The sequence below is a fragment of the Pseudomonas sp. R3.Fl genome (assembly GCF_023516765.1).
GTDB lineage: Bacteria > Pseudomonadota > Gammaproteobacteria > Pseudomonadales > Pseudomonadaceae > Pseudomonas > Pseudomonas citronellolis.
In genome coordinates, this window is record NZ_JAMGSO010000001.1 from 2,521,663 (window position 1) to 2,537,198 (window position 15,536).

At 69.2% G+C, this 15,536-nt stretch carries 12 protein-coding genes and 1 pseudogene; 3 read left to right on the forward strand and 10 right to left on the reverse strand.

Features of this window, described 5'->3' with window-relative positions; all coding sequences use genetic code 11:
* Positions 1–2: 2 nt before the first annotated feature.
* Positions 3–932: a 1-phosphofructokinase gene (pfkB, locus tag M8R19_RS10885; protein ID WP_249917792.1), complete on the reverse strand. Its 930-nt coding sequence runs from the start codon at positions 930–932 to the stop codon at positions 3–5.
* Positions 932–3,808: a phosphoenolpyruvate--protein phosphotransferase gene (gene ptsP / locus M8R19_RS10890; protein WP_249917793.1), complete on the reverse strand. Its 2,877-nt coding sequence runs from the start codon at positions 3,806–3,808 to the stop codon at positions 932–934. Before ptsP ends, pfkB begins: the two co-directional genes overlap by 1 nt.
* Positions 3,809–4,036: 228 nt before the next feature.
* Here ptsP and cra point away from each other — a divergent pair, with 228 nt between their 5' ends.
* The gene (gene cra / locus M8R19_RS10895; protein ID WP_249917794.1) at positions 4,037–5,029 is read left to right on the forward strand and encodes a catabolite repressor/activator; all 993 of its coding nucleotides are present in this window, start codon (positions 4,037–4,039) and stop codon (positions 5,027–5,029) included.
* 5 nt (positions 5,030–5,034) lie between these two features.
* Positions 5,035–5,820 (forward strand): TatD family hydrolase, encoded by a 786-nt coding sequence (locus tag M8R19_RS10900; RefSeq protein ID WP_249917795.1) that lies wholly within the window; start codon positions 5,035–5,037, stop codon positions 5,818–5,820.
* 354 nt (positions 5,821–6,174) lie between these two features.
* Here M8R19_RS10900 and M8R19_RS33410 read toward each other — a convergent pair whose 3' ends face one another.
* From M8R19_RS33410 to M8R19_RS10920, 5 genes and pseudogenes are all read right to left on the reverse strand, one after another.
* A complete protein-coding gene (locus M8R19_RS33410) occupies positions 6,175–7,104 on the reverse strand; it encodes a methyl-accepting chemotaxis protein (RefSeq protein WP_370686607.1) in 930 nt (309 codons plus the stop codon).
* Positions 7,081–8,172 (reverse strand): annotated as a pseudogene (locus tag M8R19_RS33415) (methyl-accepting chemotaxis protein); the annotation flags it as partial. The pseudogene M8R19_RS33415 and the gene M8R19_RS33410, both read right to left, overlap by 24 nt.
* Before the next feature lie 184 nt (positions 8,173–8,356).
* Entirely contained in the window at positions 8,357–9,196 is an 840-nt protein-coding gene (gene ampE, locus M8R19_RS10910) for a regulatory signaling modulator protein AmpE (RefSeq protein ID WP_043318098.1), read from the reverse strand.
* Positions 9,193–9,753, reverse strand: coding sequence for a 1,6-anhydro-N-acetylmuramyl-L-alanine amidase AmpD (gene ampD, locus M8R19_RS10915; protein WP_043318097.1), 561 nt, complete (start codon positions 9,751–9,753; stop codon positions 9,193–9,195). Before ampD ends, ampE begins: the two co-directional genes overlap by 4 nt.
* Positions 9,754–10,222: 469 nt before the next feature.
* Positions 10,223–12,502, reverse strand: coding sequence for a DUF1631 domain-containing protein (locus M8R19_RS10920; RefSeq protein WP_249917797.1), 2,280 nt, complete (start codon positions 12,500–12,502; stop codon positions 10,223–10,225).
* Between the two features lie 270 nt (positions 12,503–12,772).
* Between M8R19_RS10920 and nadC the strand changes: the two genes are divergently transcribed.
* Positions 12,773–13,621: a carboxylating nicotinate-nucleotide diphosphorylase gene (nadC, locus tag M8R19_RS10925; protein WP_249917798.1), complete on the forward strand. Its 849-nt coding sequence runs from the start codon at positions 12,773–12,775 to the stop codon at positions 13,619–13,621.
* A gap of 12 nt (positions 13,622–13,633) precedes the next feature.
* Here nadC and M8R19_RS10930 read toward each other — a convergent pair whose 3' ends face one another.
* The 3 genes from M8R19_RS10930 to M8R19_RS10940 all read right to left on the reverse strand — a co-directional run bounded on the left by M8R19_RS10930 (position 13,634) and on the right by M8R19_RS10940 (position 15,422).
* Positions 13,634–13,966, reverse strand: a complete 333-nt coding sequence (locus M8R19_RS10930; protein ID WP_074977521.1) for a DUF5615 family PIN-like protein — start codon at positions 13,964–13,966, stop codon at positions 13,634–13,636.
* Positions 13,963–14,190 carry a DUF433 domain-containing protein gene (locus M8R19_RS10935; RefSeq protein WP_074977519.1) on the reverse strand — a complete coding sequence of 76 codons (228 nt, stop codon included), beginning with the start codon at positions 14,188–14,190 and terminating at the stop codon, positions 13,963–13,965. The genes M8R19_RS10930 and M8R19_RS10935 overlap by 4 nt, the downstream gene beginning before the upstream one ends.
* 158 nt (positions 14,191–14,348) lie before the next feature.
* Entirely contained in the window at positions 14,349–15,422 is a 1,074-nt protein-coding gene (locus tag M8R19_RS10940) for a diguanylate cyclase (protein WP_249917799.1), read from the reverse strand.
* Positions 15,423–15,536 lie beyond the last annotated feature (114 nt).

Consider the following 15,536-nt stretch of genomic DNA (forward strand, 5'->3'; position numbering starts at 1 on the left):
GATCAATCCAGCGCGCGCACCGCCACCTGCGCCTGCAGGCGGGCCAGGCGCTCGCGGTCGGCGATGCCGAAGTCGAACTGGGTCACGGCCAGGGCGGCCACCGCGGTGGCCTCGCGCAACACCTGTTCGGCGGGCCGGCCGGCGAGCAGGCCGTCGACCATGGCCGCCAGCAGCGAGTCGCCGGCGCCCACGGTGCTGGCCACCTCGACCTTCGGCGGCGTCGCCTGCCACAGCCCGTCCGGGCCGTACCAGCGCACGCCCTCGGCGCCCTCGGAAAGCACCAGGTGCTCGATGCCGCCGGCGCGCAGGGCGCGGGCTTGGGCATCGACGCCGCCCTCACCCGCCGGGCCACAGGCCTCGCTCAGCTCCTCGGCGTTCGGCTTGACCAGCCAGGGCTTGGCCGCCAGCCCCTGGCGCAGGGCCTCGCCGCTGCTGTCCAGGGCCACGCGCAGGCCCAGGCGCTTCAGGCGCAGCAGCAGCTCATACAGCCACTGCGGCTGCACGCCGCGCGGCAGGCTGCCGGCCACCACCACCAGATCCTGATCGGCGGCCAGTTCGTCCAGGCCCTCCAGCAGACGCCGCTGGGCCTCGGCATCCACTTCCAGGCCGGGGCCGTTGAGATCGGTGATGCGCCCGCTGCACTCGGCCAGCTTGATGTTGCTGCGCGTCTCGCCCGGCACCCGGACGAAGGCGTCGCGGAAGCCGCGGCGGCGGAACAGCGCGTCGAAGGCCTCCGCGTTGTCGGCACCGAGGAAGCCGCCCACGCTCAGCTCATGGCCAAGGTCGGCGAGCACCTGGGCGACGTTCAGGCCCTTGCCGGCGGCCTGGGCCAGCACCGCCTCGCTGCGGTTCACCGCGCCCAGTTCCAGGCTCGGCAGGCGCACGGTGAGGTCCAGCGCCGGGTTCAGGGTGAGGGTGAGGATGCGGGCCATCAGCGCGCCTCCCCCAGGGCCCGCGCCACCAGGGCGCGGACCTCCGCCGCCGAGGCCAGGCCGAGGGCGGCGGCGGCCAGTTCGCGGGCCCGGCCCAGGTCCAGTTCGCGCACGCCCTGCTTCACCAGCGGGATGCTGCGCGCGGACACGCTCAACTCGTCCACCGCCAGCCCCAGCAGGACCGGCAGCGCCTGGGCGTCGGCGGCCAGCTCGCCGCACACGCCCACCCACTTGCCGTGGGCATGGGCGGCGCGCACGGTCATGTCGATCAGTTGCAGCACCGCCGGGTGCAGGCCGTCGGCCTGGGCGGACAACGTCGGATGGCCGCGGTCGATGGCCAGGGCGTACTGCGTCAGGTCGTTGGTGCCGACGCTGAAGAAGTCCACCTCGCGCGCCAGCACCGGCGCCAGCAGCGCCGCCGAGGGCACCTCGACCATGATGCCCAGCTGCAGGTCGGCGCAGTCGTACTCCTCGCGCAGGGCCAGCGCCAGGTCGCGCGCCCGGCGCCATTCCTCGACCTGGCCGACCATCGGGAACATGATCCGCAGCGCCCGCCCGGCGGCGGCCTGCAGCAGGGCGCGCAGTTGCGTCTCGAAAATCTGCGGGCGCTGCAGCGTCAGGCGGATGCCGCGCACGCCCAGGTAGGGGTTGGCCTCGGCCGGGATCGGCCAGTACGGCAGCGGCTTGTCGCCGCCCACGTCCAGGGTGCGCACCACCAGCGGACGGCCGCCGAGGGCGTCGAGCACACGGCGGTATTCGGCTTCCTGGGCCGCCAGGTCCGGCGCGCGCGGGCTGTCGAGGAAGACGAACTCGCTGCGCAGCAGGCCCACGCCTTCGGCGCCCAGTTCCACGGCCTGGGCGGCGCCGGCGCTGTCGCCGAGGTTGGCGCAGACTTCCACCGCATGGCCGTCGCGGGTGCGCGCCGGTTCATGCCGGCGCGCCTCGGCCAGGGCCTGGCGGCGCTGGTGCTCCTCACGTTGGCGCAGGGCCTGCTCCAGCACTTCATGGGTAGGCGCCACAACGAAGCGACCACGCTCGCCGTCGAGCAGCAGCGGCGTGCCCGGCGGCAGCGCCAGCATCCCTTCTCCGGCGCCGACCAGGGCAGGAATGCCCAGGGCGCGGGCGATGATGGCGCTGTGCGAAGTGGCGCCGCCGCGCACGGTGAGGATGCCGGCCACGCGCTCGGGGTCCAGGCGCGCCACGTCGGAGGGGCCGACCTCGTCCATCACCAGGATGTACGGCTGCGCCGGCTCGGTGGCCAGGCTCACCCCGCACAGGCGCGCCAGCACCCGGCGGCCGAGGTCGCGCAGGTCCGCCGCGCGCTCGGCGAGCAGGGCGTCGCCGAGGGCCTCCTGCTGGCTGGCGGCCCGTTCGATCACCGCGTGCCAGGCCGCTTCGGCGCTGGCGCCGTCGGCCAGTTGCACGGCCACTTCGGCGCCCAGTTCGGGGTCGTCGAGCAGCGCCTGGTGGGTGACGAAGATATCGCGCACCGCCTTGCTGCGGCTGTGCTCCACCAGGGCCTCGATCTCCGTGGCGATGGCGGCCTTGGCCTCGGCCAGGCGCTGCGCCTCGATCTCGGGGGATTCGCCGCGGGCGGGGTAGTGGAATTTCGGCTCCACCTGCAGGTGCGCCGGGCCGCTGGCGATGCCCGGGGCGGCGGCGATGGCGTCCAGCCACTCGCCCCGGACCAGTTCGGGCAAGGGCGCTTCCGGCTCGGCAGGCGCCTCGGGTTCCACGGGCGCTTCCGCCAGCGGCAGGACTTCCTCGCCCAGGCCCTGCTCCACTGCCTCGCGCAGGGCCGGCAGCGCCGCCTCGGCGATCGCCGGCTCAGCGAAGAACTCCAGCACCTGGCCACGCCGCGCGCCCAGGCTGAGCAGCTTGCTCAGGCTGCGGATGGACACCGGCGCAGCCTCGCTGTCGGCGACGCGCACGCGGATTTCGCCGTCGAAGTCGCGGGCCATCTGCATCAGCACCTGCGACGGCCGCGCATGCAGGCCATGGGGGTTGGCCAGGGGCACGCGCAGGCTCGGCCAGTCCACCGGCAGCTCGCCGCCCAGGGCCTCCAGCACGGCGCGCACCGAAGTCGCACGGGCCAGTTCGGCGCCGCGGCCATCCACCAGCAGGTCGCACAGGCGCTCCAGCACAGTTCGCGCCGCATCGCCACGCTCGGCCAGGCAGAACAGCCCGCGCAGGGGCTGGCCGGCGTGCTGAAGTTCGCGTTGCGGGGTGACGAAGGCCAGGCCGGGCCGGCTGACCTTCTCACCGCCGCCCAGCCACCACAGGCCCTCGCCCAGCGGCAGCGCCTCGCCCTGCTGCAACGCGGCGAGGAAGCCGCTCTCCACGCAGCCGGCGGCCTTCAGCCGGCGCGCGGCTAGCAGCAGCAGTTCGTCGGAGTCTTCGGCGCCCTGCCCCAGCGCCACCAGTTGCGCGTCCAGGGCCAGGGCTTGCGGGGCGCCGCTCAGGGCCTTCAGCAGTTGCTCGGCATCCTGCGCCTCGCGCAGCACCGCGCCGGTGTCGCCCTCGCCCAGGGCGCGGGTCAGCAGTTGCAGCAGGTTCAGGTGCTCGTCCGAACGCGCGGCGATGCCGATGGCCAGGTAGACGATCTGCCCGTCGCCCCAGTCCACGCCTTCGGGGAAATGCAGCAGGCGCACGCCGGTGCGGCGCACGAGGTCGCGGGTCTGCGGGGTGCCATGGGGGATGGCGATGCCCTGGCCGAGGTAGGTGGAGCCCTGGGCCTCGCGGGCCTTGAGCCCGGCGAGGTAGCCCGGCTCGACCAGGCCGTCGGCCTCCAGTGCCTGGCAGAGCAGTTCGAGGGCGGCCGGCTTGTCCGCGGCCCGCTGTTGCATGCGGACCTGCTGCGCGGTCAGTTCGAGCACATCGTTCTCCTCAGCGGCTGGCCCGGGAGGAAAGCCGGGCTGCCGAAACGGGGCGGTTATCCGCTTGTTGGGGTGAACAGCGAGGCTGTCCCTGGTGACCAGCATAGTGGCCGCAGGCAGGGGGACAGCTTTTGCTGAATCGTTTCACCTATTGAGACTGGCACGTTACCCGATAATGCGTGATCCTTGGAAGCCTCCAGTTGTCAGTCAGCAGTGCCGGGGTATGTGTTGAAACTCAGTGATATCGCCCGTCTGGCCGGGGTCTCGGTGACCACGGCCAGCTACGTCATCAACGGCAAGGCCGTGCAGCGGCGCATCAGCGCGGCCACCGTGGAGCGCGTGCGCGCGGTGATCGAGGCCCACGGCTACCACCCCGACCAGCAGGCCGCCAGCCTGCGCCGCGGGCAGACGCGCACCCTCGGCTTCATCCTCCCGGACCTGGAGAACCCCAGCTACGCGCGCATCGCCAAGCTGCTGGAACAGGGCGCCCGCGCCCGCGGCTACCAGTTGCTGATCGCCTGCTCCGACGACGAGCCGGAAAGCGAGCGCCAGGCCCTGAACCTGTTCCGCGCGCGGCGCTGCGACGCCCTGGTGGTGGCCAGCTGCCTGTCGGCCGACGACGACAGCCACCAGCTATTGCTGGACAAGGGCGTGCCGGTGATCGCCATCGACCGCCAGCTGGACCCGCGGCGCTTCTGCTCGGTGGTCAGCGACGACCGCGACGCCGCCCAGCGCCTCACCGCCACCCTGCTGCAGCCCGCGCCGCGGCACATCGCCCTGCTCGGCGCCCGCCCGGAGCTGATCATTAGCCAGGAACGCAGCGCCGGCTTCGAACAGGCCCTGCAGGGCTTTGGCGGCGAGCGCTTCATCGAACAGGGCGCCAGCTTCAGCCGCGAGTGCGGCCGCCAGTTGATGGAAGGCCTGCTGCAGCGCCTGGGCTACCTGCCGGACGCGCTGATCACCACCTCCTACGTGCTGCTCGAAGGCGTGTTCGACGTGTTCCAGGCGCTGCCCGGCGGCTGGCCGAGCGACCTGCGCCTGGGCACCTTCGGCGATACCCAGTTGCTCGACTTCGTGCCGCTGAAGGTCAACGCCATCTCCCAGCAGCACGCGCTGATCGCCGCCCGCGCGCTGGAGCTGGCCCTGGAGGCCGTGGAACACGAGCACTACCAGCCCGGCGTGCACCCCATCCCGCGCACCCTCAAGCTGCGCGCCGGGTGACCGCCATGCGCCTGGTCGACACCCACAACCACATCGACTTCCCGGACTTCGACGCCGACCGCGCCGCCCTGCTGCAACGCTGCGCCAGGCTCGGCGTGGAGCGCCAGGTGCTGCTGGGGGTGTTCCGCGAGAACTGGGAGCGGGTGCTGCAACTGGCCGAGCAGAACGACGCGCTCTACGCCGCCCTGGGCCTGCACCCGATCTACCTGGCGCAGCACCGCCCCGAACACCTGCGCGACCTGCGCGAATACCTGCAACGCCTGGCCGGCCACCCGAAGCTGTGCGCGGTGGGCGAGATCGGCCTGGACTACTACCTCGAGGACCTGGACCGGGAGGCGCAGCAGGCGCTGTTCGAGGAACAGCTGCGCATCGCCATCGACTGCGAGCTGCCGGTGCTGCTCCACGTGCGCCGCGCCCACTCCGCGATGATCGCCACCCTCAAGCGCTTCCGCCCGCCGCGCCGCGGCATCGTCCACGCCTTCGCCGGCAGCCGCGAGGAAGCCCGCGAGTACATCAAGCTGGGCTTCCGCCTGGGCCTGGGCGGCGCGCCCACCTGGCCCCAGGCCAACCGCCTGCGCAAGACGGTGGCGGAACTGCCGCTGGAGTCGATCGTGCTGGAAACCGACGCCCCGGACATGGCCCCGGCGATGTTCCCCGGCCAGCGCAACAGCCCGGAGCACCTGCCGGCGATCTGCGAGGCGCTGGCTGAGTTGCGGGGGGTGAGTGCGGAGGAGTTGGCGGAGGTTAGTACGCGGAATGCGGGGGAGGTGTTTGGGTGGGAGGTTGGGTAGCTGGAGCGGTGGCAGGTTTGGCCCCGGAGCTGTGTTGAGGTCCGCAACCCTCTCCCCAGCCCTCTCCCTGAAGGGAGAGGGGGCTTGTCCGTGCCGAGAGAAGGCTTGGTTTCAGCCGGAAACCATCACGCTAGCCGGCTAACTCCGAAATACCCGAGCACGCCGAACGGTCCCCTCTCCCTTCAGGGAGAGGGTTAGGGAGAGGGCGCTCTTCGACTGGACACCAAGCGCCAGACCTCTTCGCGAGCAAGCTCGCTCCTACGACAAACACTCTCTTCCACCGACAACCCGGCACCCGCGAGATGGGGAAGCATCCTTGCGCTCGCGCGGGTGCCGGGCTGCTGGTGAAACCCTTTAGACCCTGAAGGCGCCGATCAGCCGCTTCAGCTCCACCACCTGCTCGGACAGCTCGCGGCTGGCGCGCTCGGTCTCGTTGGCGCCCAGGGCGGTGCGCTCGCCGGCCTGGTTGATCTGCACGATGTTCTGGTCGATGTCGTGGGCCACCGTGGTCTGCTGCTCGGCGGCCGCGGCGATCTGCTGGTTCTGGTCGACGATCATGCCCACCGCGCCGAGGATGTTGTCCAGCGCCTGCTGCACCTGCGCCGACTGGCTGACGGTGCCATCGGCGGTCTGGTGGCTGCTGCCCATGGCCTTCACCGCGGCGCCCACGCCACTCTGCAGGCGCGAGATCATCTGCTCGATCTCTTCGGTGGACTGCTGGGTGCGCTTGGCCAGGGTGCGCACCTCGTCGGCCACCACCGCGAAGCCCCTGCCCTGCTCGCCGGCCCGCGCCGCCTCGATGGCGGCGTTGAGCGCCAGCAGGTTGGTCTGCTCGGCGATGCCCTTGATCACGTCCAGCACACGGCTGATGGAGGCGCTGTCGGCGGCCAGCTGGTTGATCACTTCCACCGACTGGTCGATCTCCGCGGCCAGGCGCTGGATGCTGCCCACCTGGGATTCCACCAGGTCGCGGCCGCTGACCGTCTCCTGGTTCACGCTCTGCGCGCTGCCCACCGCGGCGGCGGCGCTGCGCGCCACTTCCTGGGCCGTGGCGGCCATCTGGTTCATCGCCGTGGCCACCTGCTCGATCTGGTTGCGCTGGCCGGCCACCGCCTGGTTGCTCTGCGCCGACACCACTTCCACGCGGCCGGTCTGCCGTTCCACCTCGGCCACGGTGCGGCCCACCTGCTCGATCAGGTCGTGCACGCGGCGCACCGTCTCGTTGAAGGCCTGGCCCAGCTCGCCCAGTTCGTCGCGGCTCTGCGCCTGGTAGTTGACCGTCATGTCGCCGGCGGCGACGCGCTCCATCATCGCGCCCAGGCTCTTGAGCGTAGAGCGGGTGGAGACGTAGAAACCGCCGTAGAGGTAGACGATGGCGAGGAACACCACCAGCAGCGCCACCACCAGCAGGACCATCTGCGCCTGCTTGCCGGTCAGGCGTTGCTCCAGCTGGCCGCCGAGGTAGCCGAGCACCTTGTCGTTGAGCTGGTAAGTCTTGTCCATGCCCTGGCTGACCTGGTCGTAGAACTGCGCCCAGGGCAGGTCGAGGGAGTCGGCCATCACCACCTTGTCCTCGATCAGCTTGCCCAGGCTCTTGAGCGTCTCGCGGCTGGCCTCGGCCTCGCCGGCCAGCGCCTGCTGCGCCGCGCTGCTGGCGCCCAGCGCCTCCTGCAGCTTCAGGGCGTATTCGGCGTGGAGCTTCTCCAGGTCCTGCAGCAGGTCGTCGAGCTTGCTGCTGGTGGAGGAATTGAGGAACCCCTGGCCCAGCGCCGCGGTGCCCAGCACGCGGCCGCGGCTGATGGTCTCGGTGACCGCCGGGGTGACGCTGCTGATCAGGTCGGCCATCTGCCGCACTTCGGCGCTGTCGTCCTGACTCAGCCCGGACTGCGTGGCCAGCAGCTTGTTGAAGATCTGCACGTTGCTCAGCAGGCGCATGGCCATGCCGGCCTTGCTCTGCATCGAACCCTCGGTCTCCACGGCCTTGAGGGCGGCGAGCAGCTCGTCGCGCTTGGCGGTGAAGGCGGCCACCTGCTCGCTGTCCCGCGCCACCGGCTGCAGCGCCGAAAGCGCCGCGTGCAGGCGCTGCTGCAGTTGGCCGATGCGGCTGTCCAGGTCGCCGGTGGTGCGCGTCTGGCCGATGCCGATGTTGATCTGCAGGAGGTCGTTGTAGGCCTCGACGTCGCGGCGGATCTGCATGCCCGAGGCGATCAGCTGCAGGCTCTGCAGCTCGGCGCGGGTGCTGACGAACTGGCGGTAGGAATCACGCACCAGGTAGAAGTTGGTCACCAGCATCGGCAGGAAGAAGAGCACGCTGATGAGGCTGAACTTCATGCCGAAGCTCAGGCGGTTCATCAGTGCGATAGCTGGATAGAGCACGGTCTTCACGTAAGACGTCTCCTGTTCCCGTTGTTGTTCTTGTGTGGGATGGCCGAAGCGGGCGGTGAGCCCGCGCTTGGCGCAGGCTCCTGTGTACCCGATATCGGCGGGACGTTCTGTAACTTAAGGTTAAAACGCCATCAGTGGCGACGTGCGGTACTCAGAGGAAAATCGCGCACAGGGCGAAGGCCGCGTACCAGAGCACCGCCGTGCGCACCAGCAGTTGCCAGAGCGCATCCAGGCTGGCCACCCCGGCCGGGCCGGGAGTGGCGTCGCACAGGTCCTCGCCGACGCAGGCGGCCTGGGCCAGCAGGCGCGCCGCCGGGTAGTCCCAGGCCAGCAGGTGGTGCAGCAGCACCCGGGCCACGGCGACGAAGTTGCCGACGAAGGCGAAGCTCAGCGCCAAGGCCCGCGCCGGCAGCCAGTCGAAGGCATGGCGCAGCAGCGCGGCCCGCTCGCCCAGGCCCGAGCCCCGGCCCAGGTGCACCTCGGTCAGCGACAGCAGGCGATAGGCCAGGGCCGCCGCCGGGCCCAGCAGGGCGTACCAGAAGATCACCGCGAAGAAGCCCTGGAAGGCCTGCCACACCAGCATGCCCTGGACCTGGGCGAACAGCTCGGCATCGGAATCGGCCTGCACGCCCAGGTCGCGCTCGGCGACGTGGTAGGCGCCCTGCAGGTCCTCGCGGCGCCAGGCGTCGCGGAACGGCCCCATGGCCTGGTGCACGTCGCCGCGGCCCAGGCTCCAGATCAGCACCAGCAGGTGCACCGGCAGCGCCAGCAGGCCGTAGGCCAGCGGCTGCAGCAAGGTCAGGACCAGCGCCAGCACCAGCAAGGGCCCGAGCAGGGCCACCAGCAGCGCCAGCCAGGGCCGCGCCGCCACGCCCGGCAGCCCCTGCACCAGGCCCAGCCAGGCGAGCCAGGGGCCATCCTTCTGCAGGCGCGCGCGCCAGCCGGAGAACTTCTCTACCAGCAGGGCCAGCAGCAGTACCAGGAAACTCATGTCGACTCCTTGCAGAGGGCAGCGAGGAAACGCTGCCAGTCGAAAGCCGGGCCGGGATCGGTCTTGCGCCCCGGGGCGATGTCGCTGTGGCCCTGGATGCGCTCAGGGGTGATGGCCGGGTAGGCCCGCAGCAGCTGCCGGCCCAGTTCCGCCAGGGCGGCATATTGCGCATCGCTGTAGGGCTCATCGTCGGTGCCTTCCAGCTCGATGCCGATGGAGAAGTCGTTGCAGTTCTCCCGGCCGTCGAAGCGCGACACGCCGGCATGCCAGGCGCGGTCGTTGCAGGAGACGAACTGGAACACGCTGCCATCGCGCTCGATGAGGAAGTGCGCGGACACCGTCATCTGTGCGATGTCGGCGAAATAGGGGTGCTCGTCGGCATCCAGGCGGTTCTGGAAGAAGCACTGCACCTTGCCGGTGCCGAACTGCCCGGGCGGCAGGCTGATGTTGTGGATCACCAGCAGGGAGACCACCTCCCCCTCCGGGCGGGCGTTGAAATTGGGCGAAGGACAGTGGCTGACGCCCTGGCACCAGCCGCTGCGGGGATCGAACTGCATAGGGGCTCCTTGATTGGGCCCACTCTAAAGCAGCTTGCGGCGGAAGAGAACGGCCGCTGCGGTGCGGGAGCGACAGTCTTGTCGACTGCGCCGAAGCGCTTTTCGTAGGAGCGAGCTTGCTCGCGAACCGTGTTTCCCGGGGGCGCTGGTGCGTTGGGTTGACTCCGCTCCCTCACCCCAGCCCTCTCCCAGAGGGAGAGGGGGCTTGTCCGTGCCGAGAGAAGGCCTGGTCTCAGCCGGTAGCCGGCTGACTCAGGAACACCAGCGTCTGCCGAACAGTCCCCTCTCCCTCCGGGAGAGGGTTAGGGTGAGGGGGCCGCAGGCCTGCTCGCTCGATCGGGCGTATAACCGTGAACGGTTATACGCCGTACGGGTTCGATGTGACGCCCGGCATCCCCTGTAGGAGCGGGCCCTGCCCGCGATTCGCGCGCAGGGCGCGCTCCTACACAGTCCCCAGGAGGCGGCTGGCTCAGCCGTTCTTCAACCGCCGCAGGTTGCCGATCACCGACTCCAACGCCCGGTCGAACAGCAGCGCGTCATCCAGCAGCCGCACGGCGTTGCGGCGGAATTCCACGGCCAGGCCCATGCGGGTCTTTTCCAGCACCTTCATGCCGGTGCGGTTGACGAAGATGTAGCGGCCGGTCGGCTTGATCACCGCGGCCAGCTTGCAACGCAGCTTGTGCTCGGAATCCTCGAGGATTTCCACCCAGCTGCCGACGCGCAACTCGTCGACCTTGCGCAGCGACTCGTCGTCGTCCGCCAGCAGCTCTTCCGGCTCAGGCACGCGCTCCTCGCCGGGCGTCGCCAGGACGATTTCCTCCACCACGGCGACCATTTCCGGCTGGCTGCTAGCCTGGGCCGCAGGCGCCTCGACAGCCTCGTCGAGCAGCGGAATGCCATCGAGCAGGTCGTCGTCGGCCGCCGCTTCCTGCGCCTGCTTGAAGCGCTGGAAGGCCTGCACGTGCAGGCTCTCCAGGCGGCTGAAGAACTCGCCGGTGGAGAACGGATCGAAGGCCGCGCTGGTCAGGCCCTCGCGTAGCGACTTGAGCAGTTGCGGCACCATTTCCAGCAGGCGCGTGCGGGACTCCGGATCCTCGTGGGGCTCGACGCTCCAGATCAGGTCATCCATGGTCGCCACGGCGTCGCGCCAGGGTTGCGAGTCGCTGCCGTGCTTCAGGCAGGTCAGCAGCAGCACCTTGCTCCAGGCCTCGCGCAGCAGGCGCACCACCACTTCGGGCAGGGTGCGGCCGAACAGCCGCTGGTTGAGCACCTGCGCCACCTCGTGCCGGGCCGCGTCGGCGCGGGCTCGGCCTTCCTCGGCGTCGCGGGTGCGTTGTTCGAGCAGTTCGCTGCGGCGGCGCTCGTCGCCGGTGAAGGCGATGAAGTCTTCCAGCAGCACGCCGAAGATCGCCGTGTCGTCGACGAAGTCGTTCAGCAGGCGCATCACCACCTGCTCGATCTTCTGGTACAGGCTGTCGCGCTGCAGGTCGGTCTGTTCCGCCCAGCCGAGCGCCGCCGAGGCGATCTCGTTGAGCAGGCGCCGGGCGGGGTGGTTGCCGCGGCTGAAGAAGGTCTTGTCCAGCACCGCGACCTTGAGCATGGGGATCTGCATGCGGCCGATCAGGGCCTTGAGCGAATCCGGCAGGTTGCGGTCGTCGAGGATGAACTCGAAGAGCATGGACACCAGGTTGATCACGTCCTCGTCGACCTGCCCCACCACCCGCGAGCGCCCGCTCTTGTGGCTGACGCGGGTGAGCAGGTGGTCCAGGTGGTGGCGCACGTCCACCTCGTCCATGCCCTGGGCCGGCAGGTGGTCCTGCAGGTGCGAGAGCAGGCGCATCAGGTCGTTGCTGGAAATCGGCACCGCGTCGGCGGGCACCTGGCGGCGCGCGGCCAGGCTGCCGCGGACCTGGGACATCAGCTCCTGCAGGGCGCCGAAGGCCTCCTGGCTGTCGGCATCCAAGTAGGCGCCCGCGGCGGCCGGCGCAGCTGCACCGGCGTAGCCACCGCTGGCAGGGGCCTCGACGGCGGGACGCGGCGGGCGGCGCACGGGGGCGGACTTCAGCTCCGGCAGCACGCCATGGGCGACGAGAATCTCGTTGGCCTCGGCATACAGTTGCTCGAGCTCGGCAAGCACGTACTTCTCGAACAGCTTGAGGACGATCAGCTTGACCTTGATCTCCACGCCCAGGCCCTGGCAGGCCTCGAGGAAGGCCTCGCACAGCGGGCGCGGGCCGAGCGGGTTGGTCTTGTCCTCGACCTTGTTGCTGACCAGGGTGTTCAGGCGCGTGGTCAGGTGGCCCAGGGCCAGGCCGTCGCGGCTGAGCACCTTGCCGACCATGGCGTCCATCGCCACGGTCTCTTCCAGTTCGTCGTTCTGCACCAGCGACAGGTTGTCGAAGGAGACGGCGTCTAGCTGCGGCGCCTTGCCGATCTGGTACTGGTTGAGGTTGGCGAAACCTTCGAAGAATTTCTGCACGAAGCCGCGCTCGATGCCCTTGCGCTTCAGGCGCAGGTCGCGCATGGCCTCGAAGAAGGCGCTCTGCTCGGCGTTGCTGGTGGCGCGGTCGGCCATCTCGAAGAGGGTGTCGTCGGCATTGTCGAACAACACCTGCAGCGCCTGGCGCAGCTGCACCGAAGCCTTGTCACGGACGTTGACCAGCGCCGCGGGCAGGCGCCCGGGGATAGCAGTCGGCGACTGGCCCTGGGCCGCCTTGTTCAGCGGCACTACGTTCGCGTCGTTCTGCATTGCTAGTCTCCTGCCGCCGGGCCTGCCAAGGCCCGATGGCACCAATCAGGGGAGCGTCGTCCGTAACGTCAATCGACTGACGTCAAAATAGAAATATTCAGACTTATCTTATAGACAAGCATCAATCACAACCAGGGTCCTTAGAAGGCATTCTTGATGAAATTCACACAAGAACAGCCACCGTTCGTCCGACTCCCGCCGGCCGCCGCGGATGCACACGGCGGCCGCCGCGCCCCGTATAATCCCGCCACCGCGAATCAGGAGTCCGCCATGCCGAACCTCACCCTTGCCGACCTTTCCGGGGAAATCCAGGCCAACGTCCGCGCCGCCCTGGCCGAAGACATCGGCAGCGGCGACATCACCGCGCAGCTGATCCCCGCCGAGCGCGAGGCCCAGGCCCGCGTCATCACCCGCGAAGATGCCACCGTCGCCGGCTGCGCCTGGGTCGACGAGGTATTCCGGCAGATCGACCCGCGCGTGCAGGTGCAATGGCAGGTGCGCGACGGCGAGCGGGTCAGCGCCGACCAGACGCTGTTCAGCCTGCAGGGCCCGGCCCGCGCCCTGCTCAGCGGCGAGCGCAGCGCTCTGAACTTCTTCCAGCTGCTGTCCGGCACCGCCACCCGCGCTCGCCACTACGCCGACCTGGTGGAAGGCACCGGCGTCAAGCTGCTGGACACCCGCAAGACCCTGCCCGGCCTGCGCCTGGCGCAGAAGTACGCGATCACCTGCGGCGGCTGCCACAACCACCGCATCGGCTTGTACGACGCCTTCCTGATCAAGGAAAACCACATCGCCGCCTGCGGCGGCATCGCCCAGGCCATCGCCGAGGCCCGGCGCATCGCCCCGGGCAAGCCGGTGGAAATCGAAGTGGAAGACCTGGACGAACTGAACCAGGCCCTGGCCGCCGGCGCCGACATCGTCATGCTCGACGAACTGAGCCTGGAAGACATGCGCACCGCCGTGCGGGTGACCGCCGGCCGCGCCAAGCTGGAAGCCTCCGGCGGGATCAACGAAAGCACCCTGCGCGGCATCGCCGAAACCGGCGTGGACTACATCTCCATCGGCACCCTGACCAAGGACGTCAAGGCGCTGGACTTGTCGATGCGGTTGAGTCTGTAACGGCGCGGCGGGTCAGATCAGCTCCACCAGGCCGATACGCTCGTCTTCCAGGCTCCTTTTCAATTGCTCTGCCGAATTGCAAAGAGCCTGGACGATCGCCTGGTTCGAACTGTTGCCCATCGCCAGCAGGATCACCTTGGGTGGATATCCCCAAGCTGCCTGCAAATCATGAAAGTCCTCGTCCTTGGTGACGATCACGTAGTCGTGCTGCTTCGCGTATTCCCATATCCGCCGGTCGCTTACCTGCTCGAGCCCGAGCAAGGCAACCTGGGAAGAGCCGGGAAAGTCCATTTCCAGGGAGGGCAACATGCGCCGGGAAAGATTCTCGTCCAGCAGCAGCTTCATGCCGCCTTGATCCAGGCCGAATGCTTCATGCGAGCCGCTGCGAAGGCCAGGCAAGCGAGAATGTCTTCACGCTCGAGCTCCGGGTAGTCAGCGATGATTTCTTCCGGGCTCATTCCGGCGGCCAGCCAGCTCAGGACATCCTCCACGGTTATCCGCAGCCCACGCACACAGGGCTTCCCGCCACGCTTGCCGGGCTCCAGGGTAATCCTCGACTCATCCGCCATGGCTCTGTCTCAGCTGAAAGGGTAACGACGTCCAACTATATCATCCGCTATGGCCATCGGTTTCTACCCTGGGCCAGCATGGGGCTGCTCGGCAATCAGGGGATACCAGCCTGCGACCAATAGCCAATACAGTCCGCGCCCTGCGCCAGGGCCTTCGGCTAGGCCCGGCGCGCCGCGGCGTCCAGCTCGGAAGCCAGGACGATGCGGTCGCGCCCCTGCCCTTTGGCCTCGTACAGCGCCTGGTCGGCCCGGCGCAGCCACTCGGTGGCGTCGGGCATGGCCGGATCGAAGCCGGCGACACCGATGCTGAGGCTGACGCGCAATTCCGGCACCCGCTCCCAGGCCTCCCCGGCCAGCTCGCGGGACAGCCGCTCCAGAACCTCCCGCGCCGCCTCCGGCCGCAGCCCCGGCAAGAGCACACAGAATTCATCGCCGCCATAGCGCCCGGCCAGGTCCTCGGCGCGCAGGTGGCTGCGCATGAACTCGCTGAGCCGGCGCAACACCAGGTCGCCGATCACGTGCCCGTGGCGGTCGTTGGTGGTCTTGAAGTGGTCGACGTCGATCAACGCCAGCGAAGCGGGCTGCTGCGCCTGCCGGCAGTGCTCGAAGGCCTGCTGCAGACGCTCCTTCCAGTAGCCGCGGTTGAACAGTTGGGTCAAGCTGTCGGTGCGGCTCAGGTCGCGCAGCGCCTTCTTGTGCCGCGACAGCTGGATGGCCAGGCGATAGAGCACCAGGCCGATGGTCATGGGGTGGATGACCAGCATGGGGATGCAGGCATACAGCTCGGCCTGGGACGTATCAGGCGAGAAACCGAAGCCCAGCACCAAGCCGGACAGCAACATGCCGAGCGCCTGCAGCACGAACCCCTGGACCACGAACCGCGCCCCGCCTGCGGCGGTGTTGTTCATCGCCAGCATGGAAAGCATCATCACCGAGGGCAGCACGTTGAACTGGATGGTGGCGATCCAGAACCCGCCCATCAGCGAATCGAAGAGCACGAAACGCCGCTCCAGTTCCTTGGGCCGCGGCGAACGCGAAGTGATCTGGTAGGCCATCAGCGGCCACAGGTAGCAGAACCACAGCAGCAGCCCCCACAACCACGCCGAATGCCCCTTCCCCCAGAGCACGCCGGCGACACAGAAGAACCCCACAGCCAAGCCCACCGCGCGCGGCAAAAGCACGCGCTGGGCATAGGAACGGCTGAACCTGGCGGACTCACTCGACTGCTTCACAGACCGCTCCCTTCCTCACCGAAAGCTTCCCTGGGCAGCGGGAGTATAGTCCGGCGAATGATGGCAGTTCGATAGCGTCCGAGCGGCAAGTACGTCGGCTTCGAAGCCAGAAAG

What these genes read in the sequence shown, in the direction of transcription:
- pfkB (WP_249917792.1), bottom strand. Translation starts at nt 932, where the DNA reads ATGGCCCGCATCCTCACCCTCACCCTGAACCCGGCGCTGGACCTCACC.
- M8R19_RS10900 (WP_249917795.1), top strand. Translation starts at nt 5,035, where the DNA reads ATGCGCCTGGTCGACACCCACAACCACATCGACTTCCCGGACTTCGAC.
- M8R19_RS33410 (WP_370686607.1), bottom strand. Translation starts at nt 7,104, where the DNA reads ATGACGGTCAACTACCAGGCGCAGAGCCGCGACGAACTGGGCGAGCTG.
- ampE (WP_043318098.1), bottom strand. Translation starts at nt 9,196, where the DNA reads ATGAGTTTCCTGGTACTGCTGCTGGCCCTGCTGGTAGAGAAGTTCTCC.
- ampD (WP_043318097.1), bottom strand. Translation starts at nt 9,753, where the DNA reads ATGCAGTTCGATCCCCGCAGCGGCTGGTGCCAGGGCGTCAGCCACTGT.
- M8R19_RS10920 (WP_249917797.1), bottom strand. Translation starts at nt 12,502, where the DNA reads ATGCAGAACGACGCGAACGTAGTGCCGCTGAACAAGGCGGCCCAGGGC.
- nadC (WP_249917798.1), top strand. Translation starts at nt 12,773, where the DNA reads ATGCCGAACCTCACCCTTGCCGACCTTTCCGGGGAAATCCAGGCCAAC.
- M8R19_RS10930 (WP_074977521.1), bottom strand. Translation starts at nt 13,966, where the DNA reads ATGAAGCTGCTGCTGGACGAGAATCTTTCCCGGCGCATGTTGCCCTCC.
- M8R19_RS10935 (WP_074977519.1), bottom strand. Translation starts at nt 14,190, where the DNA reads ATGGCGGATGAGTCGAGGATTACCCTGGAGCCCGGCAAGCGTGGCGGG.